The following is a 25,582-nucleotide window of genomic DNA, read 5'->3' on the forward strand; positions in this document are numbered from 1 at the left end:
TTATTCAATGAGGAACGGAGGTCAACCATGTGGGGTGAAACGTTACTCTTTATTTTTATTGTTATCATTCTATCATTTTTGTGTTTGCAAATCTTTTTATTACCGCATTCAGGGGTGAAACGCGGCTATATGTGGATATTTATTACTATATCAACGTTACTTCAATTTTCTATCCTATATTTTTTTATTTACTTACGAATAGAATGTGGTATAGGGACAGGCATTTCTATTTGGTCGCAAATGATCCCGTTATTGTTATTTATTATTTGTGTTTTGTTTCTTTATCAGCTGAGGAAAACACAATTCAAATCAACGTTTAAGCATAAAATATATGCAACGATTCTAGTGACGTTATTATTACAATCATATTTATTTTACGTCTATCTATATGTGGAACTTCTTTGTTTGCCAAATGCTTTTGGGTATCCGCTGATTATTTTAACAATTATATATTTTATTATTGTACCTGTAACATATATAATCCGTGGTGGCAGGAAACGTAATATCTTAGCTATCTTTTTATCATTACTATTAATGATTATAGGTGTGACGATCATGTCTCTTTTAATGAATCATCTATAATTGGATCAGAGGAAAGCGTTATTGGTAGTGTTACGTTGTTATAAAAGTGTTTGTGAATTTGTAAAATGAGGTGCATATTATTTATTCATACATATTACTAATTTTCGTTGTCATCTTTTATGCAGGGAATATTCTTATAGGAAAAGCGATTAACGAATTACCGCCATTTACAATTGCCTTTTTTCGTGTTTTGGTAGCTTTTATTGTTATATTGCCGATAGGGATTCTTAGTGCTTGGAGGCATAGGGCAACATTCTTGCAATATAAAAAGCCGGTATTAATTATGACGTTAACAGGGGTAACTTTCTTTAACACATTTATATATGGTTCATTACAGTTTACGACTGCGACGAATGTAGCTGTGCTTGAAACGGTGATTCCCGTTGTCACAGTTGTTTTAAGTGCTTGGTTATTAAGGGAGCGGTTGCGAAAAGTTCAATGGCTCGGCATTATATTATCTTTTATAGGTGCTGTATGGGTCGTGATGGATGGCCGAATCTTTCAACTAGCAAACATTGATTGGAATATTGGTGATGCGATTATGATTGGTGCAATAGGGACGTGGGCTATCTATTCAATTTACGTCAAGAAATGGATACACCTCCTTCCTCCGTATGCGGCACTTTTCGTAATGACAGGTGTTTCGGTTATTGTGTTATTACCTTTTGTTATGTTTGAATGGTTCATTGCTGGTGTTCCAACATTGGCGAATCCAAGCTATATAACAGGTCTTTTATATTTAGGGGTTTTTCCATCGCTCGTTGCATTGATCTTTTATAATCGCGCTGTTCAACAATTGGGGGCTTCTCGAGCTTCAGTATTTCTGAATTTTCTGCCCGTATTTACGATGGTAGGTGCCTATTTTTGGTTAGGTGAGGTAATTACGAGCATGCAGATCATCGGTGCAATTGCAGTAATGGGTGGTGTCGTATTAACGACACAAGCAAAACAATCGGAGGGAGAAGGAAAAGTTGCAAGGGAGCATGCACAATAAAGTTGATTGTAATAGCGAGTCGCTTGTAATACGCTTATGAAATTATAAGCACTTGATGAAAACACAATTAATAGAGATGTTGTATAATTAAGAAGGTAAGTTTGTAAAGCATAAAGGGGGATAAGGATGAGTAATGCTCCTGCAAGTAAAAAATTCGAGAAAGGCTTTGACCTTTTCATTCTAATCATAGCAATCATTGTCATTATTGGATCGGTGTTTAATTTGTTTGATACTGAAAGAGGCAATCTATACATCATCATTGCAATGATTATTGGTGGAGGAAGCCTTTATCGAATATATAAATATAAAAAGGAATATCAATGATTTTTCGACAAGTGTCTGGCACTTAGTATTCGGGTTACTTGTTGATGATGATACAAGGTTAGGACAATAATCGTTGCACTAAGTATAGCGGAAAGGATTGTACTCCCAAGCAGGATTCGTTTGATTTCGTTATTAAACAATTGTTTCACACCCTTAATTAATTTTTCTTAGTATATCTAAAGATTAATGGAAAAATACAATGATCGAACAACACTACTATAGGTGGCATGGAGAGCTAAACAGATCTCCATGCCATTTTCAATGTTAAGGCTTGTATTAAAACTCCTACCTCTAATTTTATGAACAGGTTTTCGCACCTTAGCATGCTGGCACTCCCTATATGCACTGCCCACCACATTGTTTTAAAACTAGACGTAAAATGGCATTTGACAAAATTTAAGGGCCCCATTACAATTACAAATGTAAGTTAGTACTTACATTCATTAGTCGGGGGGAAAGGGCATGAATTTTTTTAAGTTCGTTGCGAAATGGGTTACTGCAAGACCATTTAAAGTGATGGCATTTTTCATTGTCACAGTTGCATTACTTGTACCAGGTGTTGCGAACCTAGAAATGGCGACAGGAAACGATACACTCATTCAAACAGATACACAGGTTTATCAGGATAATGAAAGACTGGAAAAGGAATTTGGTGGGGAATCTGTAATTATGCTGCACCAGGCTAATAATTTGGAAGAACTGTTTTCTCCTTACAACCTTCAAAGAATGCAGGAGATAGAAACAACGTTGAAACAGTATGAAGAAATTTATAGTGTCATTAGTCCAGTAACAATCATTGAAAATATGACAGCAAAACAGCACGAGCAATCCCTTTTTGGGGTTGGCGGGATTATTGAAGGCCTTGGTGAAATGGGGAGCCAACTTCAAACGATGGAAATCGACTCACCTGCATCACCTGAAAGTGTTGAACAACTGCCAGCCCGAAGTATGGGGGCAAATAAGCAACTTCAATCCGTAGAAAAAGAGTTGAATCAACTTGGAAGTAAGCTAAACACCTTTGGTGAAAATTTGTTAGATATTCGTGATAACTTGGCACAAATCGAAAGCTATTCTGACGTCATGGTTCCGAGTTTGCCGCAAGAGAAGGAAACCATCGAAGCGCTCATTTATGAGGAGGATGAGCTGCGAGACGTTTTCTCAAGTGTTGTGGTTGATGAAGAATATGTGCTTATGAATATACGTTTTAATGGTGGCGTTGACGATGCTACAAAGAATGAAATCATCGATTCTATTCACGAAGCGCTTTCTAAACAGCCATTCGAAGGAGAAAAAACACTCGTGTCAGGAAAACCCGTTCTTGATCAGGCGATTCAAAGTTCGATGATGGAAAGTGTGCAAAAAATGATGATGTTATCTGTAACGATCATGATCATTATTCTTTCTATCATTTTCCGTGTCAGGTGGCGACTACTACCGCTAGTAATGGTTTTATTCGCTGTGATTGGAACGGTAGGATTTATGGGCTGGTTATCGATTCCTTTGACGATGGTTTCAATGGCTGTTTTTCCAATTCTAATTGGACTTGGTATTGATTATGCGATTCAATTCCATAGTAGGTATGCAGATGAAATGGCACAAGATGAAAATGGTGGTGTAGAAAGTGAGTAGAAAACGAGGGAAACAATTGATGAATCAAGACGCGAAAAAGTTTGCTAAACAAACGATCATAAATATGGGTCCAGCTGTTTTTACTGCGCTACTAGCAACGGCCCTCGGTTTTTTAGCATTAAATACGTCGCCAGTACCGATGGTTCAGGACTTTGGCAAAATGTTAACGATTGGTATTGTTATTAGTTTCTTTATAGGGTTATTCATTTTAATACCGTTACTCTTTATTCGAGATACGTTTAACTTTAAACGGGTGAAATCACGAAAACAAAGTGAGAAAAGTTCAAGTCTCGAGAACATGATAAAGAAGATTACGACTTTCGTTTTAAAATTAAAGTGGATCATTATTCCTTTGGCGATTGCTATTGCTGTTGTAGGTATTTATATCGATCTCGATGCAGGGGTTGAAACGAACGTAGAGAATTTCATTCCGCAAGACATGCAGGAATTAGCAGAAGTTCAAGAATTGCGAGAGATTCTTGGGACAACTGAAGAAGTGGCACTTCTATATGAAGGAGAAAACCTTTACGGTCAACAAGTGCTCAACTGGTCTGAAGATATGACAGAATCACTTCAGGCAGAGTTCACGAATGAAGTTGTGAAAATAAATTCATTGAACACGTTACTAAAACAAATAAATGAAGGAGAATTACCGACTGCTAGTGACGTCCCACATTTACTAGATGGCCTTCCGATCGAGCAACGGAAGATGGTTATCAACGAAGAAGAAACTGCAGGCGTCATAAAGCTTGGCATTGCACATATGGAAACGTATGAACTTGAAACATTTATTGAGCAATTACACGAGACGTTAAATGAGTCAAGCGTTCCAGAAGGCTTGGATGTTACGGTCACAGGGAAAACAGTCGTCGATGTTGAAATGATTTCTGCCTTATCAACAGGAAGATACAAAATGACGTTACTCGGAATGGGTTTAGTCTTTTTAGGTCTTTTAATTATGTATCGCCACCCGGTTAAAGCATTTATACCACTTCTTCCGATCAGCTTTATTATTGGCTGGTCAGGGTTGATCATGCACTTTCTAGGACTCGATTACACACCGTTGACTGCCACATTAGGTGCGCTCATTATTGGAATTGGGACAGAATTTACAATTTTATTAATGGAACGATTCTATGAGGAACGAAAACAGGGAGTTGACCGTTTAGGGGCAGTCTATATTGCAAACGAAAAAATCGGAAAGGCGATTATTGTATCGTCTCTTACGACAGCTGGAGGTTTTAGTGCGCTACTTATCTCTGACTTTGTCATCTTAAGTCATTTCGGTTTAATGACCTTTATTAATATTCTACTAGCGTTATGTAGCATCATATTTGTCATGCCGGCTGTTCTTTTGATCCTTGATCGCTTTGTGAAGACGAAAGTCGATAAGCACCAAATAAGTGCTGGATGACCGATGGAAAAAATGCCTTCCAATCATCGTTGTGTTATATTGTGTGTATGATTGACTTACAATAGTGAAGGTGATTTTAATGAGAGATAAAACAGAGCAAATTATACATGCTGCCCTTGATGTTTTTCTTAAAAGAGGTTATAACCAAGCAACGACCCAGGAGATAGCCTCAGAGGCGAACGTCGCAGAGGTAACCTTGTTTCGTAAGTTTACGAACAAACAAAATCTATTTAAAACAGTGATAAAGTCAATGATCGAAAAGCATTTTCAAAACAAGTTACTTGCTTACGGGGATACAGAAGATTCTAGATTATTTTTTGAAAGGATTCTAATGGACCGGCTTGAAATGGTCTCTAAAAATCGAAAGATTGTGCAGAGGTTAATTGCTGAAAGCTTTATGGGGAACTTAGATGAAGAAGTAAACTTTCCGAAAATCATTTCAGCGAGCTTAAGAAGTGCCATTGACACTCATTTTTCTAGAAAAGATCAAAAGGTAGATGTAGAACAATGCACACGACTTTTAGCCGGAATATTATTAAGTCATGTCTTTTTTGAAGATGAAAATGACTTCCAAGCAATGTCTGATGAGGAAAAACAACGAAAGGTCGATCAGTATGTACGTTCATTAATGATATTTGTTGAATAAATTGAAGTGCGAGCATGAAGGTGATGCTCGCTTTCTCTTTATTCCCCCTAAATAAAATTGACAGTAAATAACACTTGTTATATAATCTTCTCGAATTCGAGATAATGCCTGAAAAGGAATGATATAAATGGATTCTCAAGATAACAAACAATTGGAAGAGGAATTATCGTTAAAGCTTTTCGTTGTTTTATCCCGTGCCTTTCAAACGATTCGTAAACGAGTGGAAGAGGATATTAAAACGTATGGAATGAACCCGACTGAGTTTGCGGTACTTGAGCTAATATACAGTAAAGGGGAGCAGCCGATCCAAAAAATTGGTGACCAAGTATTAATTGCGAGTAGCAGCATTACCTATGTCGTCGATAAGCTGGAAAAGAAAGGGTATTTGGTTAGAAAGCCATGCCCAAAAGATCGTCGGATAACGTATGCGGTAATTACTAATGAAGGTCATACTTTGATGAATGAAATCTTCCCAAAGCACAAAGAAGCAATTAACAGCATATTTGGTGGACTCGATACGAAAGAAAAAGAACTTGTCATTGATCAACTGAAAAAGCTAGGATATTATGCTGCAGATCCTCTGTAAACTTTATGAAAAAGGGAATGTTTCGAATTTCTAAATTGCTATAAATCTATACTTTTTATAACAACTTACAAAAATAAAGTGAAATATCTTGAATTCGAAATAAACGATAGTATATAATACGAATTAGAGATATTAAATAAGTTTTCAAAAAATAAGGGGAGGGGTTACGTTCTACATTTTCCAGGCCTTATATCTCGAAATAGAGATAACTGAATTTGAGATATAATGAGTAAGTCTCATAAAAGTTGGGAAAGAAGTAAGTAGGATGGTATACCTGGTTTTCGCATACTAAGGAAGTTAGGTGATCATGATGGAATTCATCAAAAAAATCTTTGGAAGTAAAAAGGAGTCGATTGAGATGTCAAACATTAATTTAGCAGTTATTTATTACAGTTCAACAGGAACAAACTACAAAATGGCAAAATGGGCAGAAGAAGGTGGAAAAGCAGCAGGTGCGAATGTGAAACTGGTAAAAGTACCAGAGCTTGCTCCTCAAGAAGCGATCGAATCAAACCCGGCATGGAAAGCACATCTTGAAGAAACGAAGGACGTTCCTGAAGCAACGTTAGATGACCTTGAATGGGCAGATGCGATCATCTTTAGCGTACCGACTCGTTTTGGCAACGTACCAGCACAAATGAAGCAGTTTTTAGACACTACTGGCGGCCTTTGGTTTAACGGAAAACTTGCCAACAAAGCAGTAAGTGCAATGTCTTCAGCAAGTAACGCGCATGGTGGTCAAGAAGCAACGATTCTTGCTTTATACCAAACGATGCACCATTGGGGTTCAATCATTGCATCACCAGGATATACAGACCCTGTCCAATTTGAAGTTGGCGGAAACCCGTATGGCGTGAGTGTCACAGTTGACCAAGATGGGAATATGGTTGAAGATGTGAAAAAAGGTGTATTATATCAAGCAAAACGTACAGTTCAAGTAGGAGAATGGATTAAAAAAGGAAATCAATAATAATCATAGGAGCTAATCGGAGTTTCCGGTTAGCTCTTTAAAAAAATTGATGGATACACTCTAGAAAGTGGGGAAATGGCATGAATGCAATAAAAGGTTTACACCACGTAACAGCGATAACAAGCAGTGCGGAGAAAAACTATGAATTTTTCACGTATGTGTTAGGGATGCGTTTAGTAAAAAAAACAGTGAACCAAGATGACATTCAGACGTATCACTTATTTTTTGCAGATGACACGGGAAGTCCTGGAACGGATATGACGTTCTTCGATTTTCCTGGTATCCCGAAAGGCTCTCATGGGACAAATGAAATTTATAAAGCGTCCTTTCGTGTACCAAGTGATGCTGCATTAGATTATTGGGTGAAACGGTTTGATCGGCAAGGTGTTAAACATACAGGAATTAAAGAGCAGTTTGGTAAAAAAACGTTATCATTTGTTGACTTTGACGATCAACAATACCAACTCGTTTCAGATGAAAACGATAATGGTGTTGCTGCTGGAACGCCTTGGCAAGATGGGCCAATTCCATTAGAGTATGCGATTACTGGTTTAGGGCCACTTTATATTCGAGTTGCGGAATTTGATTTTTTCAAGGAAGTACTCGAAAAAGCTTTCTTGTTTAAAGAAATTGACGAGGAAGGATCGTTTCACTTATTTGAGGTAGGTGAAGGTGGAAATGGGGCGCAAGTTGTTGTTGAACCTAACAAAGTACTTCCGACGGCTCGCCAAGGCTTTGGAACGGTGCATCATGCTGCATTTCGAGTCGAAGATCGTGACGCACTAGAATCATGGATTGATCGTTTAGGCCAAATTGGTTTCCAAACATCTGGCTATGTTGACCGTTTCTTCTTTAAGTCGATGTACACTCGAGTCGCACCACAAATTTTGTTTGAGTTAGCAACAGACGGACCTGGATTTATGGACGATGAGCCTTATGAAACACTTGGGGAGAAGTTGTCTTTACCGCCATTTTTGGAATCAAAACGTGATCAAATTGAAAAAGCGGTTCGTCCGATTGATACAGTCAGAAGTAAGAAAAAGTTTGAGAAGGAGTACTAAACGAACGAAGTGAAGGCCTCTTAAAGCAGCAGAGCTTTAGGAGGTTTTTTGTTGATTTTGTTAAGGCTTCATTTTATAATACCATTAATAAGAACGTACGTTTGTGTATGGGGGGAGGGACGCCGATGACGGTAGATCATGATCGCTTGTTTAAAGAGTTGTTAACGACCTATTTTGAAGAGTTTATGTTGTTGTTTTTCCCAGAGGTTTACGAAGAAATTGATTTCAGTGAGTTAAACTTTTTGTCTGAAGAATTGTACACAGATGTTACCGCCGGTGAAAAATATCGAGTTGACCTTTTAGCCGAAACAAAGTTGAAAGGTGAAGATAGCTTAATTATCATCCACTTAGAACCTCAAAGTTATGCGCAAGACTCCTTCAATGAACGAATGTTCCTTTACTTTTCAAGACTGTATGAGAAATACCGACGAAAGATAGTACCGATTGCCATATTCAGCTACGACACAATCCGCAATGAGCCAAACATCTTTGAAATATCATTTCCATTTTTGAAAACATTGCATTATCAATTTTTGAAAGTAGAATTAAAAAAGCACAATTGGAGAGACTTCGTTCGTAAAGAAAACCCTGTTGCAGCGGCTTTACTAGCAAAAATGGGATATAATGATAGTGAACGAATAGAAGTGAAAAAAGAATTTCTACGTATGATCGTAAGAATGAATATAGACATGGCAAGACAAACACTTCTAACAGGATTTTTCGAGACGTACTTGAAGTTGTCATCAGAAGAGGAAAATCAATTAATCGAAGAGGTGAAACAAATGGATAAGAAAGAAGGAGAAAAGGTAATGGAAGTGATGGTTTCTTATGAACGTAGAGGAATGGAGAAAGGGATTGAAAAAGGAGTCAACCAAGTAGCGAGTGAGATGTTGAAAAAAGGTTTAGACTTACAACTTATTACTGAAGTGACTGGATTGAAGGAAGAAGAGGTTTTAGGGCTGAAAAATGATAAGTAAAAATATAGGGCTTGTTCTCTAGTGCGTGTGATGCATAGGGGCAAGCCTTTTTTTGTATTTATTACGTTGCCTTCTGTGGGTATGAACATACCGCTGATTTTGGGCTGTGATGGTGACGAAGAGGTACGGACTAAACAAACGTTTGTTTAACTTTTTTTCAACAAAAAAACTTATAATGAAACAGAGAATACGATTCGTTTGTAATTTTCGACGTGTAAGAATGAAGATTTCATCGACATTTTTTGTTTCAAAAATAAAAAAGCCCAATCAGTGGTTGAGCTTTTAGGAGTTATACGTGAAAACGTTCAATTTCATTTTGTAATGATTCAGCTAATTCTTTAATGTTTTCCGAATGTGAATATAGCTCCTCTACAACTGATAGCTGTTCTTCAGTAGAAGCTGAGAATTCTTCGGAGCGCAGGTGATGACGTACAAATAAACATTCGTGAATTTTTCTACGGACAATATAATTTATTAGGTACAAAGATGGGGAGCAGAGAAGAATATAAAAACATGCTACAGTTTATTGAAAAATATAATATCAAACCGGTGATCAATCATATCTATTCGCTCGAAGAATATCATAAAGCCTTTCAAAGGTTAGAATTTATCAAAACAAATTGGGAAAATCGTTTTTTATATTTGAAATTTGTAAGGGAGCGCCTCGCTCTCTTCTTTTAATTTGGAGATTTTTTACCGTGTGGGGAAACTGATAAAATTCAGGTGTCGGAAATTGTCCGATGATGTTAAATAAGTAGAGATAGTGTAGAAAAGTGTTGGTTATAATGATTTTGAAGTGTTATAATAGTCCTATTCAGTTTAAATACTCAGGGCAAACGACTTGAAAAGGTCGGACGCAAAGCTAAAGGGGCTAAACTAAAAAAAGTATGCCAGCCAGCTGCATTCTCTAGAATGATCATACCTGAGGTATGGGCTTTTTTTATTTTATACTATCAGAATTTATATAATTTCGGTTGATAGTATAACGGCAACTAAGGCTTTCGCCATTAGGACTTGCACTAAAGCCTAAGAGCTTCTATGTAAGCACACTTCGCTTGCTCCTGCGCCGCTACGCTTGCTCGTCGCAGCTCGGAGTTTATTCTTGGAGGTATTGCTCGGTGCTCCTGCGGTTACTCGTCGCAGGTCGGAGTTATTTCGACGAAGCTGTTGCTTTGTGCTCCTGCGGTTACTCGTCGGAGGTGAAGAGTACTAAGAATCTCTTTACCGATAAGCCAAGTTCTGTTTAAGAATCTATTTTTTAATAATTACAATTACTACAACGCAGAAATTCAAATAAAAAATGAACAGTTAAGTTAGATTTCTTGGGGGAACAGCTAGAAAAGAAATTGTTCCTACACCATTAATTATCTGACTAGTGGGAAAAGTGCTTCGCGCGATGAAAAAGTTTTGTATAAAAAGAGGGGGAGAGAAAGATGAAACGGAAGTCTGAACAGAAGAAGGCACCTAAAGTACGACTAAAACTGCAAACGAAATTAACGGTACTAATCATTGTTTTAATTTTTTTAATTACTTCATTAAGCACGACGGTTACAGGGGTCGCTCAAAATTATAGTGACAATGTCCTGGTCATCAATGTGGTAACTGCGGGAGTCGGTATTTTGCTAGGTGCTTTCGGTGCTTACGTCATTATCCGCTTGATTCTCAAAAAACCACTAAATGAATTGACGAAATTAGCGCAATCATTTATGGAAAACGACTATACAAAGCGGATTGAATTGAAAACGGGAGATGAATTCGAAACACTATCACATGTGTTTAATGGTACAGCAGATCAAATGCAAAAATTAATTGAGGAAATCCAGCAATCAAGTGGGACGTTGCAAAAAAGAACAAGTGAAATGAAAGAGTCATTAGGTGAGACATTTGAATCTTCAGAGCAGATTGCTTCAAGTGTTGATGAATTTTCAACGGCTTCAGAAAAGTTGGTCGAGGAAGTGGGACGTATTGCTGAAGAAACGACTCAGACTGCTTCAAGTTTACAACAATTTTCGGTCAGTGTTGAACATGTCGATGAATCAGCTTCATATGTCATCGAACAAGCAAAAACAGGAGTAGAAGCGATTTCTAAAGCAAAAGTAAGGTCTGATTCTACGAAAAAACAAGTAAGTGAGACAATCGAAAACGTAAACCAATTGAGTAATAAGTCTCAAAAAATTCATGAAGTCATTGAAATCATTAACGGCATTTCCGAGCAGACAAATTTATTAGCATTAAATGCATCAATTGAGGCTGCTAGAGCGGGTGAACACGGAAAAGGGTTTGCTGTTGTTGCAGATGAAGTAAGAAAACTTGCAACGGAATCAAAAGATTCAACGGTACAAATCCAAGACTTAGTCAATGAGATCCATCATGGCATCGAAGAAATTGTTACAGATACAAAATTAAGTGGAAATGAAATAGATCGGATGGTAGAAGAGGTAGGCAATACGGAACAAACGATTAACAAAATCAATCAGTCTATGTTATCGATAAAAGAGCAAACGGCTGAAATTACACAAACCATTAAAGAACTGACAAATAGTAGTGAACAAGTCGGTGAGTCGGTAAATCATACTTCTGCTGTCGTTGAAGAGTCAAGAGCAAGTACAGAAGAAATTGCCGCAGCGACAGATCAACAGGCAGCCGCAATGAGCCAGTTAAAGAACATGAGCAGTGAATTGCAAGATTTATCTACTAGTTTAGATGCGCTCGTTCGAAAGTTTAAAGTTTCAAGTGAGATGTAAAAAATGATATATCGGTAAAAAGTAAAGAAAGAATTGCAGTTCGGCTTAGATGCATTTAAAATTTAAGTATAATATATTACTAGGTTTAATTTTTTTTGAGAAGAGGAAGAAGAACTACTTACTTTTTCCTAGATACCATTTATACTTAATAGAAAAGAGACTTGGAAGCGAATAGAAGGAGGACAACCATGAGTGAACAATTTAATAAAGCTGTTGTATGTCGGGTTGGTGATGAGGAGTTTGGCTTTCCAATCGAGCAAGTAATTGCAATCGAAAAGCCACAGACGATTACTCCTGTTCCCAAAACCCCTGAACATATTTTAGGAATAACAAAAATTCGTGGCGCCGTAACACCAATTTTAGATTTACGGACATATTTACTAAATCAACATTCTGAAGCAGATGAAAGAAATAGAATCATCCTCGTACAAATTGAGGATACAAATGTCGGGCTTCTTGTCGACCATGCCTATGATGTTCTCGATATCCCTCAAGACAAAGTTGAATCAGTAAATATTGCAGAAAATGAGTTTACGAAATCAATGAATGTTGTAAAGATGGAGGACCGGTTGATCCTCTTGCCGGACATTCAATATATGCTAACAGAAATGGATGCTCACTTATTTCAAAAATTAAAAGAAGTAGTTTAATAAATAAATGAGTCGTCACTGTAAATGGTGTCCTAGGGAGGTGAATGTATGTCAACAGCTACTAGTACGAAAGATTATAATGAGATGATTACTGACGCATTAAATGGTATGGCAAAAGCGATAACTGAAGTCATGTCAGCCAACGTGACAGTCAGCAAACCTTCGATCGTAAAAGAGCCGTTCAGACAAACTGAAATTGGTGTGTTGATTGGAGTGAATGGGGATTTGTCTGGGCAAATACTACTCGAAGGGGAGAGCCAAACGTTTAGTTCTGTAGGAAAAGCGTTATATGGTATGGAACTAGAAGGAGACATGCTAGAATCATTTACTGGTGAATTAGGGAATATGATTTCTGGCAATATGGTTACTAACACTTCAGAAAAAGGGGTATCCTTAGATATTTCTCCACCTACGGTTATCGTCGGAAATTCTAAATATACAGCTTTTGAAAAGTCAATTTGTCTTCCTGTTCATTTAGCAGAACACGGAAAAATTAATACATACATGATGTTAAAAGGAGCAGAATTCAATGGGTAAAATTTTAATTACAGACGATGCTGCATTTATGAGAATGCAACTAAAAAACATTTTAACGAAATTAGGACATGAAGTCGTCGGAGAAGCAGAAGATGGGGAGCAGGCAGTTGCGAAATACGAAGAATTACAACCTGACTTAGTGACGATGGATATTACAATGCCAAACATGAACGGTGTCGAAGCAGTAAAGGAAATTAAGAAGATTAATAGTAATGCTACAATTATTATGTGCTCAGCGATGGGACAGCAATCGATGGTTGTCGAAGCTATTCAGTCTGGTGCAAAAGATTTTATTGTAAAACCGTTTACGGATGAGCGAATTGAAGAGGCAATAAGTAAATTTTTATAAGACGCAAAACGAGGCAGGTACAATGTTGTACCTGTCTCGTTTTTTTAAAAAATTTTTATAAACTGTCTTTATTTATGACATCGATTTTATTAGGGATCTCCCTGCCATATTGGTGGTTATTCCGCTTCAAATGTGAGGGAACAGGCAACGTTTTGCCAATAAAATAGGGACTAAATGAAAAGGCACGTAACATGATTGAAACAAGAACCGCTCCAAAGATAGAAAATGCAATAGCGAAAAGGAAGTAGATAAGCGGATGTAGCCCATTTATGGGCTCTAAATAATAGAGAAAAATTTTATGAAGCAAATAAATATTGAACGAATATTTACTCATAAAAAGAACTGGTTTAGGAACGTGTTTCAGCTGTGATGTTAACATGATTACAAGAAAAATGACTCCAGTTGTATAAAAAATCATGTCCGCTCTTTTTGAAGAAACAACCGTTAAGGTGTCACTTCTAACGAAAAAGATCATCAGAAGCAGTGACATGAGAGTCATGCTAATGATAAGTTTTTTATACTCTGTCACTTTTTCTTTTAACGTTTGATAGTTTTTCCCACAGTAATAGCCTAAGGCAAAGTAGAACACCCACCCTAGAAATGGTAACCAATAGCCCCGTTGCCAAATATACTCGCCTAATGGAATGTTTATTGGCGCCGTGAAATTAAAGTAAGCTAAGTAAGCGACATTCATCATGAATGTGACACATAAAACGAGTTTCGGAGACCATTTTGACAATTGTTTATGTAGCATGACATGCAAAATGTAAAATTGGAAGATAATTAATATGAAATAGCCAGTATAGCCACCTAGAAAAATGTTGAAAAAGGCTTGGTGAAAAAATTCATTTTGTGTACGACTCTCTACACTTGCAAACACAATAGCAAGCGTTAAAAATGGAAACAATAAAAACTTGATTCGTTTCATAAAAAAACCTTTTGGAACACCGTTAGGATATGCATGAGCAAGGAGAAGCTCTGATATGAAAATAAACGTTGGTGTTCCAAAGAAAGCTATAAATCTAATTAAGATAAGAGCATATTCATTGAATTGTGAAATTGTAAATTCGTAATTCGTAAGTGTTGTATTTACAGCATGAGTGATCACAACAGCAATACATGCAAGCGCTCTATGCCAGTATGCTTCATTGATAATCTTTGTTTTCATCAGCAACGCCCCTTGGAAGAATGTAAAGTTGATCGTTTGATTTAAATAGCAGTCATTAAATGGGCACTCATATATGTAAAGAAGCATAATTCATCTTTATAAAATCTTAAGTGAATACGTAGCCATATACCCGTTGAAGAGTGTAAATAATCACTTTTTTTAGGGGAGTGAAAAATGTGCCGATCGTATTGGTTCTTACGTTTTATTCATTTTTTGCGTACAACACGACTCCCCTAACTTCCTTCCTATGGTGTATTAAAAGTTGGAATGTTACTTTTACCAAATTCAACCAAAAGAGTGTACATTCATATACTTCGAAAGAAATTGCAAATCTCTGTCCGAATAGACCGAATATTTAGATGGATGACTCTTGAAGAAAATGCTATTTTCATGTGCGGAGGAAGGGAATACTTCACTACCGGCGAATGAATAATTGAGAGATGTCGTTTTTATAAGAAAGCTTGTCTGACAAGTACAACGAGATTTTAGAATGAACAAGATTTTTCGCTACACGTGAAGGAGATGGCACAATGAAAAATAATTTGAAAATTGAACGAGCAAAGTTACCGGAACGTTTACCCATTCTTAAAATCTCGGAAAACTTGAGCGATGAGGATGAGCTTCGTTCTGGTCAATTGGTTAATTGCACGATTCTTAATCAATTCACAGACAAATTATATTTTGATCAAGTGTTCTTTAAAAATGTGACATTTGAAAATGTTTCGCTTCGGAATATCGAGTTGACTGATGTCATTTTTGATAATTGTAACCTTTCTAATGTTGATTTTAGTGATGCAATTATTCACCGTGCTGTTTTTACTAAGTCAAAGTTAACTGGTGCAAATTTGTCAGGTTCAACTTTTCGGAATGTCATGTTTGAGGAGTGTACAGCGAATTATGCGTCGTTTGGTTTCTCTGATATAAAACATGTGAAGTTCCGTGAGACGTTAATGAACAATGCCGACTTGTATGAATGTAAGTTAAATGGGGTACAGTTTGAGGAATGTAGCCTTGAGGAACTTAACATCGCTGGAACAAGTTTGAAAGGGATTGATTTAAGTAGTTGCCAATTCGAAAACATCACTGTAACTGTCGAACATTTACCAGGGTGTATTGTAACCCCTGAGCAGGCGATAGGGTTTTCTAAAGCCCTCGGTCTTACAGTGAAGGAGTAGTGATTTGAATAACTTATGAATGTTTTGGTTTGTTAGCTAAGCAAATCAGTGTTGTGTATTTAATCAGGGACCGGTGCTTTTATTTTCATTCATAGTGTTTTAGGGAAACTATGGGTCTTAAAGTGGCGTGCGGTGAGACATTTTGTTGGATGGGGATGTCTGACCTCGTTTTTACTTACTTTCGCTTATTTTCTCTTGATTTTTGAGCCCTACAAAATTGAGTCTGACTCAGCTGACCCGGAGTCAAATGTGGTGGACTCAAATCGTGAAAAAAAGAGTATAACTGAATTTACTAAAGGGTATTTTTTATAATTATACAACGAGAGATAACCAAGAAAGGATACTCCAATTATTAGTGGTGCTTGAAACTTTATCACGAGGTATACGTAATAACTAGTTATAGGAGTGTTCAAAATGAAAAAATATATGTTATTTATTATTACGTTTGTAATACTTTTAATCGCTTTTGAAATGATTTCGGGCATGATTGTTACATCGATATTTTTAAAAGATTTGGACATGTCAGAAATAGACGGTGCAACTAGTAGTATAACTACCTACGTGTACTACCCGTATTTGCCTTTAATAAAAGCGGTAATAGCGGCAACTTTTGCTTACGTTGTAGCACAAAAATTTTAATAACACGTAAAAATTAAAAGGAGCGTAGCTGTGCTATGCTCCTTTACATCGTACTTTTTAACTATTATTCCAGTTGTTATTATTCCAGTTGTTGTTATTCCAGTTGTTGTTGTCCCAGTTATTCCCCCAGTTATTATCCCAGGCGTTATTATGCATCGGCATGTATCCAGGTGGGAAGCCATGATTATTCCACATGTGGTTGTCATAGAATGGTTGCTGTCCCATGAATGGATCATGTTGAGCTGGCATTGTCATTTGTGGCCCTCCGAATTGTGGGTGCATTGGCCCCATAGGTCCCATTGGCCCCATATGTCCGAACGCGCATGGATCTGGGCAATGTACGTGCATAGGGTGTTGATGAAAAAATGGATGATGTCTCATATTGCAGTCTCCTCTCCTGTTATCTGTCAACAACATCCTATTCAAGTAACTGGCAGTACGACGTTTGTCTATATGCAAAATAGGCCAATCCCCATGACATGTGTTTATCCTGTTATTTCATCAATAATTTCTCCGGCTTTTGAAAGTCCAGTGACAGTGGAACCGATTAAATTTTCACCGTCACTAACGAAAAACCAAAATTTTTCTCCTGGTCGATATTCAATGACTTGCGCTTCGTACTCATTGTCATTCTTCGTTTTAATTTGAACAACGTCTATTTTAGGGTCAGTAATCTTTCCACTTAATAAATCGGTGTAGTCGTTAAACCCTTGTTTTTCTAAGTTAGAGAATGTCCAGTTCAAAGGGTAATCTTTAGATATATAACTTGCTGAGCCACCAGCAGATTGCCAATTAAACAGCTTTTGTTGCAATGCGACATTACCAAAGTATTTGTACTCATGAGTTGCGCGTTCGTAAAACGCAATCGCCTTACGATCATTCAAAAATTCAATATGAATGACTTCCGTTGAAGGGTCATTCTGAGATGCGATGACTACCTCCTTGATGTCGTGAACATCATCTGAAAAGCCGACATTGAAAATGAGCCCAGTAACGACAAGGATAGAGAGAGATAAAAAGATGATGAGTTTCAATTTTAATGTCATAAACGGCACCGCCTATATTCGTGTTTTACGAGTGAATGTACTCTATCATTTGATACTATCGTATTATAATTGAAATATCTAATCTTCGATGGAGGGAGAACATGGTTATTACAAAAGACATGCCTGTTTCAGGAATTGCAAATAGCTGGCCGGAGACGATTGTCGTTTTTGAAAAATATAAGATTGCACCAAAAACAAATCAAGCATTAAAGGCATTTGAAAAAGGTGAGGAGCTAAAGCAGCTGATCAAAGAAATAAATGCAGCTATTGGAAGCTCTGAAGTAACGTGTGTCGAGGGAGGGTGACGTGTGAAAAAATAATGGCACTGGATGTGTCATAAAAAGAATAAAAGGGATTTGGCTGTTTATGTAAAATATATACAATATAAGACCACATTTTATTGGAATGATTTATAAGCTTCGAACGCATGAATTGTGTTCATGGCTATTATTTTGGGGGGGATATTTTGTATAAGCGGTTAATCATTTTTGGATTATTGTTCGTTATGTTTAGTGCGTGTTCAAATAGTGAAGAAAAAGTGGGTGCGTTAGAAGGGGAATTGGCGGACCTTTATGCGAAATTAGATGAGCGCGAAAATGAACTAGATGAAGCTCATCGACAGTTGGAAGGTCAACAACAAGATCTTAAGGAAGCAATTCAACAATTAGAAGGTCAAGAAGGATATGAAGATGAGTATATTAAAATTTCCAAAGAGGAAGCCCCAAGATTATGGAGAGATGCGGATACTCAAATTTGGGAATATGTCAGGGATTTTTCAATGACTGAAGAAAATGGCTGGATGCGTGGAACTACCGAATGGCGTGATTGGGAAGGGGACGCGGATCATTTTTATCTCCCTACGGATGAAAGCTGGGAAACACCGACTGCATTAATGTATGAATGGATGTTGGAAGAAGAAACGATGAGTTGGTTAGGGTTAGATGTGTGGGAAACAACGTTAAGAATAGAATACCCTAGTGAATATAAAGCAGTTGGATATATTTTAAATTACGGTTTCAAGGATGATTCGGTAGCTGGAAGGGACATGAAACTGACCATGCACCAAAATAAAGCTTACTGGTATTTAGATGAAGTAAAAGTGCGTGACCAGTGTGCAAGAAATGTAAGTGAAGATAAAGACTTATGTTCGTAATAAGAAGAAGAGGCATTAGAGAGATCGATCTCTCTAATGCCTTTTGTTATTCCTTCGGTTAAGCGATAAAAGCACGTGTGTGACCCCGGCTAAAAGAGGGAGTTCAAGTAATGGACCGACAATTAACGTCAATGCGATCAGCGGTTGGTCAGGAAACGCCGTCATCGCGATCGCTAGTGCTATCGGCGAATTTCTAGCGAGCGTCGTGATACTTAAACTTACTTTGTCACTCTTAGGGAGGTTGATGAGCCGCCCGATTTGTTGAACGCCGATAAAGTTAATGAGAAAGAATAGGAAGATTGGCACAACCATTTTTAACATGAGATCGAGGTTTTCCACTAACAGATGCCCTTGCGAAGCGAACATTGCGACAATCGCCAAGCTTAGAAAAATGATCGGGAGACTCTCTGCATAAGATAATATTTTTTCGCGAGAAGATGATCGAGTTTTTAACCATGCATTTGTAAGAGCAGCGAGAAGAAGCGGGAGAATGACGATGATTACAACACTTTGAGCTAACGTCATCATGTCGACAACACCCGTTTCACCATAAAACATCCATAAATAAATAGGTAATAATGCAACTTGCAATAATAGGTTGACTGGTAATATCGCAGTAGATAAGGCAACATTCCCCCGCGCCATCCTTGTAAAAATTAAGTACCAATCCGTACAAGGGGTGACAAGTAGCATGATGAGCCCGATCGCAAGTGCTGGGTGGTTGGGCAGAAACAAAGACGCCAAGATCCACGCAAGAATTGGAGTCCAAATAAAGTTAATCACGACACGACGGATGTATACGTAAACCTCATGTTTTTAAATGACTCTCGTATTTTCGCCAATGGAATTTGTAAGAAGGTTAAGTAAAGCATGATGACGAGCATTGGTGTGATCACTGTTTCGGCATTTATGTGAATCACATGAACTTGGCCGAAAGCAATGCCGATTAGTACGGCAAATAATATTATAAATGTATAGAATCTCTCAATGATATTCATTTCGAATAAGCTCCATTTTAATAATGTTGTTTCTTATTTTAGCATAGCAGATGTTTAATATTATAGGTTTCTACATAGTTTGTGAGTAGAGATCTCTGATATCTAGTTAACATAACGTATACTAATCACAATTTAAAAGGTGTGAAAGTTATGTGACAGTATGGTACATATTATTGCTTTATATACCCTATGTGGTATCATTTTAATTGTAACAAAACATACCACTAGGGGTAATGAAGTGGTTTAGGAGGTTTTATCATGAGTAAAAAAATTGTTATTGTCGGCGGAGTAGCAGGTGGTGCGACTGCTGCAGCGCGTTTAAGAAGATTAGATGAAAAATCACAAATTGTGATGTTTGAAAAAGGAGAATATATTTCGTTCGCCAATTGTGGCTTACCTTATTACATTGGGGAAACGATCCAAGACCGCGAAAAGTTACTTGTTCAAACAGTGGAAGGCATGTCGAAAAAATTCAATATGGATATTCGTAACTTGAGTGAAGTGACAGCGATCGACCGTGAGAAGAAAACGGTAACGATAAGAAAAGTGGACACAGGCGAAACGTACAAGGAGTCATATGATGAGCTTGTATTATCTCCAGGTGCTCGTCCGATCGTACCGCCAATTCCTGGTTTAAACGAAACGAAAGCAGCCTTCACATTGCGGAATGTTCCTGATACAGATCGCATTAAAGGTTATGTTGACGAAGAAAATCCGAAGCGGGCTGTCGTTGTCGGTGGTGGATTTATTGGGCTCGAGATGGCAGAAAACTTATATGATCGTGGTGTCGAAGTAACGGTTGTTGAAATGGGTAATCAAGTCATGGCGCCGCTTGATTATGAAATGGCATCGATCATTCACCGTCATCTTGAAGATAAAGGGGTCAACCTTATTTTAGAAGATGGTGTAGCTGCTTTCGAAAATGAAGGAAAGAAAGTGATCACGCAATCTGGACAAGAAATTGATACAGATATGATCATTTTATCGATTGGCGTTCGTCCAGAAAATGAGCTTGCTGTAAATGCAGGACTAGATGTCGGTGAACGTGGTGGAATTATTGTAAATGACTTTTTACAAACAAGCGATCCACACATTTACGCGATTGGTGATGCCATTGAAGTGAAAGATTATATCAACGGCAAACCGACAATGATTCCATTAGCTTGGCCAGCGAATCGCCAAGGGCGTCTAGTTGCTGGGAACATTTATGGGAAAGGTGAAAAATATAACGGAACATTAGGAACATCGATTGCAAAAGTGTTTGATTATGCAGTTTCTGCAACGGGAAACAACGAAAAAACATTACAACGTCTTGGCATTCCATATGAAGTGATTCATATTCACCCAGGCTCTCATGCAGGGTACTATCCAGGTGCTTCAGCGATTGCGTTAAAACTTGTTTTTGATAAAGAATCAGGAAAGATTTATGGCGCACAAGCTGTCGGAAAAACTGGGGTAGATAAGCGAATTGATGTCATTGCGACTGCGATTAAAGGTGGCTTAACAGTAGAAGACTTACCGGATTTAGAACTCGCTTATGCACCACCGTATTCTTCAGCGAAAGATCCAGTAAATATGGCAGGGTATGTTGCGACAAATGTGATGGATGATGTACTTGAAACGGTGCAATGGAACGAAATTGATGAGTTGATTGAAAAAGGTGAAACGGTTATTGATGTGCGTACGCCAATCGAGGTTGAAGCAGGATATATTGAAGGCGCAAAAAATATTCCACTTGATGACTTACGTGATCGATTAAATGAGTTACCGAAGGATCAAACCGTTTATGTCTATTGTCAAGTCGGTTTGAGAGGTTACTTGGCGACTCGAGTTTTACAAGAAAACGGTTATCACGTGAAAAATTTAGATGGTGGTTGGAAAACGTATTCTGCCGTGTATCGAAAAAACGAAGTGCTATCCGATTCTATCAATGATAATGGTGTAAATACTGAAAGTGAAGAAAGTGCAGTAAATAAGAATGCGGAAAATGATTTAACTCCAGATCATTCTATTGACGTTACTGGCATACAATGCCCTGGTCCCCTGATGAATGTGAATAAGACGGTAAAAGAATTATCAAGCGGCCAAGTCTTAGAAGTTACCGCGACAGATTCGAACTTCACAAGAGATGTATCATCATGGTGTGAAAAGAATGGTCATGTCATTCTTAAAGAAAGCAGTACTCAAGAGTACAATACGGTTTTCATCCAAAAAGGATAATACCAATACCTTTTCACAATAAACCCCAGGTGCCTGGCACCTGGGGTTTATTGGATGATTTGAAGAGGGAGAGGTACGTACTAAACAAACGTTTGTTTAACTATTTTTTGATGTTTTTTGTATCGATTCGTCATGAATCATACCTGATTGTTTTAGTAATTGATCGAGGTGTCGAATGATGGATGAGGTTTAAAACGAAAACAACAAAGAAAACCCAGTATTAACTAGGTGCCAGGCACCTAGTTAATGCTGGGTTATTTAAATGTTTGTAATGGTATCGTGTTTTGTTATGAATCTTTCAATATTCGTTTTTTTGTTTTAAATTCTTCTTCGCTTATCTCACCTCGTGCATAGCGCTCTTCTAATATTTGTAAGCTTGTTTTTTCTTCATTTTGCTTTGGACGAGTGAAACTTTGGAAGAGATAGACGATCAAGTATACAAAACCAACGAGAAGGGCGATTTGAAAGAGCATTCCAAATATGCCCCATCCTCCGAAACCAACACCATATCCATGCATCATGAAAAGTCACCTCGTATTTGCACAACCTTTTTTTAAGTGAAGGTTGGCTTCGTAAACCTCTTAGGGTATACAACTGATTGTAAATGATAATTATAAAGAAAGTATGAACACAGAAAATAAAGTTTTAAAAAGTAAACGTAAAATGTTATAACCGGTTTAAACAATGAAGCTCTGACTCAAACAGCCAGAGCTCCATGAAAATCATTCATTGCCAAAGTTTGAACCCATCATACCTGGCCCTCGGTTACCATCTTCACCATGACACGCATTATACATTGACTCTAGGTCATCATCAGACCAGTTTGGGTGCATTTGTTGCATAAACGGTAACATTTCTTCAAATTTAGGGACTCCATCTTCAAACCCAGGGAAACCATCTTCGCTAGCAGCTACAATCGATGCACCAGCCCCAAATACTAAACCTAGTGAAAGTACACCAATAATCATTTTTTTCATGTTTCATCATCTCCTTTGTTTTTCTACCTTCATTTTAACCACGAGAAATAAAGAAGGAATGAAGAAGATATGAAGAAGTTATGTAGATTTTCTTTCGCATGCTGACGCTATTGAATCGTATGATATACTTTTTTCAACAGATAAAAAAGTATAAGATTTTTGTCCTGGATAGTTGTCTAGCTCAGCGTCCTATCGACGTGAGAAACTTCCCTCACCTCGTCTACGATAAGTCGAGAATGAAAGGCTGACGTCTTTCAACTCTCCTTTATCTCACTCGGCTCAGTCCAGTTTTCATCGTCGGGAGCGACAAACGAAACTTCTTCGAACAAGCTGTGAGCTGTCTCGACGGATAAACTACGAAGCATAACTTGTAGAGGAAGAGACAAGGGCGCTTGCGCTTTTCTTATAATAGAATGGAGAGGGTCATTCATGGCGATAAAAGTGTTTATTGTAGAAGATGAACCGATGATCATTGAAGTTTTAAAAGCTTATCTCGAAAAGGCAAACTATGAAGTAGAATGGTCAGAAAACGGGAAAGAAGGCTTGGAGAGGATCAAGTCAACCAACCCAGACTTTATCATTCTCGATTTAATGTTACCGGATATGCCAGGTGAAGAAATTTGCAAGCAAATCCGCCAAACGTCAGATACACCGATCATGATGTTAACAGCAAAAACGCAAGAAGAGGATCGAATTGAGGGTATTGTCATTGGTGCAGATGATTACGTCACAAAACCGTTTAGTCCCCGTGAAGTGATTGTTCGGATGGAAGCGATATTACGTCGGACGAATACGTTGAATAAAATGGACGTCTTTTCTTTTAACGATAAAGAGCTAGTCATTGATATAAAAAAGAAAGAAGTCACTCTTGAGGGCGAATGGGTAGCCTTAACACCGATTGAATATAACTTATTAGTCGCAATGGCGAAGTACCCTGGCCGTGTATTTAGTCGTGCTGATTTATTAACGGGCATTCAAGACGACGGTTTTTATGAAGGGTACGAACGAAGTGTTGATGTCCACATTAAAAACCTTAGAAAAAAGATTGAAAAAGACACAAAACATCCAAAGTATATTGTAACGGTGTTTGGTATGGGCTATAAGTTTGGAGGCAAACGGGATGCTTCGTACTCTTCATAGTAGACTGTTAACTTCATTTCTTGCGCTTTCATTAGGAGGAATCTTCCTCGTTGCCATTGCGATTTTTTTCGGTGTTCAAGAAACGTTTGATGAATATTTAGCGACGAATCGTGAGGCACAAATTTCTACTCTCACTGAAGAAATAGAGAGCGATCTTCAAACAGAAGGAGCCCTAAGTGATTCGACGATCATGTTAATGCATCATTACGGTTTTGAAGACCAATTGTACTTTCAACTATATACTCTTGATGGAGAACTTTTGCTTGATTCTGCTGAAATGGGTGGAATGAGAAGCCATATGATGGGCGCGTCACAAAGGGATGTAGATCTTGAATCGGATATGTTCGACGAAAAGTCATACCCATTAATCGTTAATGGTGAAGAGGTTGCCACGATCATTGCGTATTACCCTGCCACATTTTTAACAGCGGATATTGAGTTTCTTACTCAGTTTAATAAGTATTTAATAGGTGCAGTGATTATTATGACAGCATTATCGTTGATCCTTAGCTTTGTTTTTTCTAAGAGGTTAACGAGAGGTTTGAAAAAAATCAGTCAAGCGACGAATGCATTAAAGCGACATCAATTAAAAACAAGAATTCCTGAAGGGCATGAAGTAAAAGAAATCGAGGAATTATCGAAAGGGTTTAATGAACTCGCAGAATCCTTAAATAAAGGGGAGCAACTGCGGAGGCAGTTCACAAGTGACCTCGCTCATGAATTAAGAACGCCGCTCGCAACATTGCGAAGTCAACTTGAGTCGATGCAAGACGGAATATTTGAACCAACAGAAGAAAGGCTTGGGCAATGTCACCAAGAACTCATGAGGCTTGTACGGCTTGTTAATGAAATGGAAAAATTACATGCAGCAGAAAACCCTCAACTACAGCTTTATATTGAGGAGTTAAATGTTGAGGATTTACTAAGTTCGTTGTATGAACGGTTTAAGCCATCGTTTGAAGCAAAAGGGATTACTTTTACGCTAGGTGAGACAACAGCAAACACTTTCTATGCAGACCAGGACCGTTTCATCCAAATCATGACCAACTTGCTTAATAATGCGTTGAAGTACACAGACGAGGGTGATGAAGTCGAATTATCAGCGTTTCATAGTGAAGAAGGAACTCAGTTTATTGTGAAAGATACGGGGCAAGGAATGACTGAAGAAGAGCTCAATCATATTTATGAACGATTCTTCCGTGGTGAAAAATCGAGAAACCGTAAAACAGGTGGGCTCGGGATCGGCCTTTCGATTGTAAAAGCACTTATTGATGCGCATAAAGGAAGTATCCAAGTTGAAAGTAACAAGGGCGTCGGAACAACGGTAACGGTCACGTTCAAGTAAAATCGTAAAGTATCACAAATATCCAGGTGTCTAATACATGGATATTTAATCCATATCGTTAAATGAAGAAGTTCATTATAAAACTTCCCATAAAACAAACAAAGATTCTCCGATGAATTCTTGCTTGTTTTATGGGATTTTTTGTTTAGCTCTTGTTATTATTGTTGTGTTTTTTTAATGATTTTCGAAACATCTTTCGTCTGATTGACGAAGTTTTTACGCGACCTTTACCACCACAATCTTCACATTTAACCTCTT

At 37.8% G+C, this 25,582-nt stretch carries 26 protein-coding genes, 1 pseudogene and 1 riboswitch; of the genes and pseudogenes, 21 read left to right on the forward strand and 6 right to left on the reverse strand.

Going from position 1 to position 25,582, the window contains the following annotated elements:
• Positions 1–27 precede the first annotated feature (27 nt).
• The 14 genes from LGQ02_RS01640 (at position 28) to LGQ02_RS01710 (ending at position 13,463) form a co-directional block, all read left to right on the forward strand.
• Positions 28–582, forward strand: a complete 555-nt coding sequence (locus LGQ02_RS01640) for a hypothetical protein (protein ID WP_226516523.1) — start codon at positions 28–30, stop codon at positions 580–582.
• Positions 583–652: 70 nt separating this feature from the next.
• Positions 653–1,576, forward strand: a complete 924-nt coding sequence (locus LGQ02_RS01645) for a DMT family transporter (protein WP_319003503.1) — start codon at positions 653–655, stop codon at positions 1,574–1,576.
• A 126-nt stretch (positions 1,577–1,702) separates the two neighbouring features.
• Positions 1,703–1,900, forward strand: coding sequence for a hypothetical protein (locus tag LGQ02_RS01650; RefSeq protein ID WP_226516524.1), 198 nt, complete (start codon positions 1,703–1,705; stop codon positions 1,898–1,900).
• Positions 1,901–2,362: 462 nt separating this feature from the next.
• Positions 2,363–3,529, forward strand: coding sequence for an MMPL family transporter (locus tag LGQ02_RS21235; RefSeq protein ID WP_264184000.1), 1,167 nt, complete (start codon positions 2,363–2,365; stop codon positions 3,527–3,529).
• The gene (locus tag LGQ02_RS21240) at positions 3,522–4,943 is read left to right on the forward strand and encodes an efflux RND transporter permease subunit (protein WP_264184001.1); all 1,422 of its coding nucleotides are present in this window, start codon (positions 3,522–3,524) and stop codon (positions 4,941–4,943) included. Before LGQ02_RS21235 ends, LGQ02_RS21240 begins: the two co-directional genes overlap by 8 nt.
• Before the next feature lie 79 nt (positions 4,944–5,022).
• Positions 5,023–5,589 (forward strand): TetR/AcrR family transcriptional regulator, encoded by a 567-nt coding sequence (locus tag LGQ02_RS01665; RefSeq protein WP_226516525.1) that lies wholly within the window; start codon positions 5,023–5,025, stop codon positions 5,587–5,589.
• Positions 5,590–5,716: 127 nt separating this feature from the next.
• A complete protein-coding gene (locus LGQ02_RS01670) occupies positions 5,717–6,175 on the forward strand; it encodes a MarR family winged helix-turn-helix transcriptional regulator (protein WP_226516526.1) in 459 nt (152 codons plus the stop codon).
• A 358-nt stretch (positions 6,176–6,533) separates the two neighbouring features.
• Complete coding sequence (wrbA, locus tag LGQ02_RS01675; RefSeq protein WP_226516527.1) at positions 6,534–7,145, forward strand: NAD(P)H:quinone oxidoreductase; 612 nt, start codon at positions 6,534–6,536, stop codon at positions 7,143–7,145.
• Positions 7,146–7,225: 80 nt separating this feature from the next.
• Positions 7,226–8,206, forward strand: a complete 981-nt coding sequence (locus tag LGQ02_RS01680; RefSeq protein WP_226516528.1) for a ring-cleaving dioxygenase — start codon at positions 7,226–7,228, stop codon at positions 8,204–8,206.
• 125 nt (positions 8,207–8,331) lie between these two features.
• Positions 8,332–9,183: an Rpn family recombination-promoting nuclease/putative transposase gene (locus LGQ02_RS01685; RefSeq protein WP_226516529.1), complete on the forward strand. Its 852-nt coding sequence runs from the start codon at positions 8,332–8,334 to the stop codon at positions 9,181–9,183.
• A gap of 821 nt (positions 9,184–10,004) precedes the next feature.
• A riboswitch (cyclic di-GMP riboswitch) is annotated at positions 10,005–10,089 on the forward strand.
• A 953-nt stretch (positions 10,090–11,042) separates the two neighbouring features.
• The gene (locus tag LGQ02_RS01695; protein ID WP_404802397.1) at positions 11,043–11,927 is read left to right on the forward strand and encodes a methyl-accepting chemotaxis protein; all 885 of its coding nucleotides are present in this window, start codon (positions 11,043–11,045) and stop codon (positions 11,925–11,927) included.
• 188 nt (positions 11,928–12,115) lie between these two features.
• The gene (locus tag LGQ02_RS01700) at positions 12,116–12,577 is read left to right on the forward strand and encodes a chemotaxis protein CheW (RefSeq protein WP_226516531.1); all 462 of its coding nucleotides are present in this window, start codon (positions 12,116–12,118) and stop codon (positions 12,575–12,577) included.
• A 48-nt stretch (positions 12,578–12,625) separates the two neighbouring features.
• Positions 12,626–13,114: a chemotaxis protein CheX gene (locus LGQ02_RS01705; protein ID WP_226516532.1), complete on the forward strand. Its 489-nt coding sequence runs from the start codon at positions 12,626–12,628 to the stop codon at positions 13,112–13,114.
• Positions 13,107–13,463, forward strand: a complete 357-nt coding sequence (locus tag LGQ02_RS01710) for a response regulator (protein WP_226516533.1) — start codon at positions 13,107–13,109, stop codon at positions 13,461–13,463. Before LGQ02_RS01705 ends, LGQ02_RS01710 begins: the two co-directional genes overlap by 8 nt.
• 55 nt (positions 13,464–13,518) lie before the next feature.
• On the opposite strand, the gene LGQ02_RS01715 is transcribed toward LGQ02_RS01710, so the two are convergent.
• On the reverse strand, positions 13,519–14,631 hold the full coding sequence (locus LGQ02_RS01715; protein WP_226516534.1) for an acyltransferase family protein: 1,113 nt from the start codon (positions 14,629–14,631) through the stop codon (positions 13,519–13,521).
• 530 nt (positions 14,632–15,161) lie between these two features.
• On the opposite strand from LGQ02_RS01715, the gene LGQ02_RS01720 reads away from it, so the two are divergent.
• Positions 15,162–15,806 carry a pentapeptide repeat-containing protein gene (locus tag LGQ02_RS01720; protein WP_226516535.1) on the forward strand — a complete coding sequence of 215 codons (645 nt, stop codon included), beginning with the start codon at positions 15,162–15,164 and terminating at the stop codon, positions 15,804–15,806.
• A gap of 414 nt (positions 15,807–16,220) precedes the next feature.
• Positions 16,221–16,445 (forward strand): hypothetical protein, encoded by a 225-nt coding sequence (locus LGQ02_RS01725; RefSeq protein ID WP_226516536.1) that lies wholly within the window; start codon positions 16,221–16,223, stop codon positions 16,443–16,445.
• A gap of 57 nt (positions 16,446–16,502) precedes the next feature.
• On the opposite strand, the gene LGQ02_RS01730 is transcribed toward LGQ02_RS01725, so the two are convergent.
• Entirely contained in the window at positions 16,503–16,826 is a 324-nt protein-coding gene (locus LGQ02_RS01730) for a hypothetical protein (RefSeq protein ID WP_226516537.1), read from the reverse strand.
• Between the two features lie 104 nt (positions 16,827–16,930).
• Positions 16,931–17,491 carry a hypothetical protein gene (locus LGQ02_RS01735; RefSeq protein WP_226516538.1) on the reverse strand — a complete coding sequence of 187 codons (561 nt, stop codon included), beginning with the start codon at positions 17,489–17,491 and terminating at the stop codon, positions 16,931–16,933.
• A 101-nt stretch (positions 17,492–17,592) separates the two neighbouring features.
• Between LGQ02_RS01735 and LGQ02_RS01740 the strand changes: the two genes are divergently transcribed.
• Positions 17,593–17,796, forward strand: coding sequence for a hypothetical protein (locus LGQ02_RS01740; RefSeq protein WP_226516539.1), 204 nt, complete (start codon positions 17,593–17,595; stop codon positions 17,794–17,796).
• 161 nt (positions 17,797–17,957) lie between these two features.
• On the forward strand, positions 17,958–18,644 hold the full coding sequence (locus tag LGQ02_RS01745; RefSeq protein ID WP_226516540.1) for a hypothetical protein: 687 nt from the start codon (positions 17,958–17,960) through the stop codon (positions 18,642–18,644).
• Between the two features lie 33 nt (positions 18,645–18,677).
• Here LGQ02_RS01745 and LGQ02_RS01750 read toward each other — a convergent pair.
• Positions 18,678–19,642, reverse strand: a pseudogene (locus tag LGQ02_RS01750) (arsenic resistance protein).
• Positions 19,643–19,900: 258 nt separating this feature from the next.
• Between LGQ02_RS01750 and LGQ02_RS01755 the strand changes: the two are divergent.
• On the forward strand, positions 19,901–21,862 hold the full coding sequence (locus LGQ02_RS01755; RefSeq protein ID WP_226516541.1) for a CoA-disulfide reductase: 1,962 nt from the start codon (positions 19,901–19,903) through the stop codon (positions 21,860–21,862).
• Positions 21,863–22,149: 287 nt separating this feature from the next.
• On the opposite strand, the gene LGQ02_RS01760 is transcribed toward LGQ02_RS01755, so the two are convergent.
• Both LGQ02_RS01760 and LGQ02_RS01765 read right to left on the reverse strand, forming a co-directional pair.
• Positions 22,150–22,383 (reverse strand): SHOCT domain-containing protein, encoded by a 234-nt coding sequence (locus LGQ02_RS01760; protein WP_226516542.1) that lies wholly within the window; start codon positions 22,381–22,383, stop codon positions 22,150–22,152.
• Positions 22,384–22,584: 201 nt separating this feature from the next.
• Positions 22,585–22,839: a CUE domain-containing protein gene (locus LGQ02_RS01765; RefSeq protein ID WP_226516543.1), complete on the reverse strand. Its 255-nt coding sequence runs from the start codon at positions 22,837–22,839 to the stop codon at positions 22,585–22,587.
• Between the two features lie 429 nt (positions 22,840–23,268).
• Here LGQ02_RS01765 and LGQ02_RS01770 point away from each other — a divergent pair, with 429 nt between their 5' ends.
• Positions 23,269–23,979, forward strand: coding sequence for a response regulator transcription factor (locus tag LGQ02_RS01770; RefSeq protein ID WP_226516544.1), 711 nt, complete (start codon positions 23,269–23,271; stop codon positions 23,977–23,979).
• Complete coding sequence (locus LGQ02_RS01775; protein WP_226516545.1) at positions 23,960–25,324, forward strand: sensor histidine kinase; 1,365 nt, start codon at positions 23,960–23,962, stop codon at positions 25,322–25,324. Before LGQ02_RS01770 ends, LGQ02_RS01775 begins: the two co-directional genes overlap by 20 nt.
• Positions 25,325–25,582 lie beyond the last annotated feature (258 nt).

Origin of the sequence: Bacillus shivajii, from assembly GCF_020519665.1 — a bacterium.
Lineage (GTDB): Bacteria > Bacillota > Bacilli > Bacillales > Salisediminibacteriaceae > Bacillus_CA > Bacillus_CA shivajii.

Excerpts from the sequence above, each read along its gene's own strand:
- LGQ02_RS01730 (WP_226516537.1), bottom strand. The coding sequence starts at position 16,826 with ATGAGACATCATCCATTTTTTCATCAACACCCTATGCACGTACATTGC.
- LGQ02_RS01670 (WP_226516526.1), top strand. The coding sequence starts at position 5,717 with ATGGATTCTCAAGATAACAAACAATTGGAAGAGGAATTATCGTTAAAG.
- LGQ02_RS01755 (WP_226516541.1), top strand. The coding sequence starts at position 19,901 with ATGAGTAAAAAAATTGTTATTGTCGGCGGAGTAGCAGGTGGTGCGACT.
- LGQ02_RS01665 (WP_226516525.1), top strand. The coding sequence starts at position 5,023 with ATGAGAGATAAAACAGAGCAAATTATACATGCTGCCCTTGATGTTTTT.
- wrbA (WP_226516527.1), top strand. The coding sequence starts at position 6,534 with ATGTCAAACATTAATTTAGCAGTTATTTATTACAGTTCAACAGGAACA.
- LGQ02_RS21235 (WP_264184000.1), top strand. The coding sequence starts at position 2,363 with ATGAATTTTTTTAAGTTCGTTGCGAAATGGGTTACTGCAAGACCATTT.
- LGQ02_RS01680 (WP_226516528.1), top strand. The coding sequence starts at position 7,226 with ATGAATGCAATAAAAGGTTTACACCACGTAACAGCGATAACAAGCAGT.
- LGQ02_RS01720 (WP_226516535.1), top strand. The coding sequence starts at position 15,162 with ATGAAAAATAATTTGAAAATTGAACGAGCAAAGTTACCGGAACGTTTA.
- LGQ02_RS01710 (WP_226516533.1), top strand. The coding sequence starts at position 13,107 with ATGGGTAAAATTTTAATTACAGACGATGCTGCATTTATGAGAATGCAA.
- LGQ02_RS01695 (WP_404802397.1), top strand. The coding sequence starts at position 11,043 with ATGAAAGAGTCATTAGGTGAGACATTTGAATCTTCAGAGCAGATTGCT.
- LGQ02_RS01740 (WP_226516539.1), top strand. The coding sequence starts at position 17,593 with ATGGTTATTACAAAAGACATGCCTGTTTCAGGAATTGCAAATAGCTGG.
- LGQ02_RS01650 (WP_226516524.1), top strand. The coding sequence starts at position 1,703 with ATGAGTAATGCTCCTGCAAGTAAAAAATTCGAGAAAGGCTTTGACCTT.
- LGQ02_RS01715 (WP_226516534.1), bottom strand. The coding sequence starts at position 14,631 with ATGAAAACAAAGATTATCAATGAAGCATACTGGCATAGAGCGCTTGCA.
- LGQ02_RS01735 (WP_226516538.1), bottom strand. The coding sequence starts at position 17,491 with ATGACATTAAAATTGAAACTCATCATCTTTTTATCTCTCTCTATCCTT.
- LGQ02_RS01725 (WP_226516536.1), top strand. The coding sequence starts at position 16,221 with ATGAAAAAATATATGTTATTTATTATTACGTTTGTAATACTTTTAATC.
- LGQ02_RS01770 (WP_226516544.1), top strand. The coding sequence starts at position 23,269 with ATGGCGATAAAAGTGTTTATTGTAGAAGATGAACCGATGATCATTGAA.
- LGQ02_RS01775 (WP_226516545.1), top strand. The coding sequence starts at position 23,960 with ATGCTTCGTACTCTTCATAGTAGACTGTTAACTTCATTTCTTGCGCTT.
- LGQ02_RS01765 (WP_226516543.1), bottom strand. The coding sequence starts at position 22,839 with ATGAAAAAAATGATTATTGGTGTACTTTCACTAGGTTTAGTATTTGGG.
- LGQ02_RS01705 (WP_226516532.1), top strand. The coding sequence starts at position 12,626 with ATGTCAACAGCTACTAGTACGAAAGATTATAATGAGATGATTACTGAC.
- LGQ02_RS01760 (WP_226516542.1), bottom strand. The coding sequence starts at position 22,383 with ATGATGCATGGATATGGTGTTGGTTTCGGAGGATGGGGCATATTTGGA.
- LGQ02_RS01700 (WP_226516531.1), top strand. The coding sequence starts at position 12,116 with ATGAGTGAACAATTTAATAAAGCTGTTGTATGTCGGGTTGGTGATGAG.
- LGQ02_RS01640 (WP_226516523.1), top strand. The coding sequence starts at position 28 with ATGTGGGGTGAAACGTTACTCTTTATTTTTATTGTTATCATTCTATCA.
- LGQ02_RS01685 (WP_226516529.1), top strand. The coding sequence starts at position 8,332 with ATGACGGTAGATCATGATCGCTTGTTTAAAGAGTTGTTAACGACCTAT.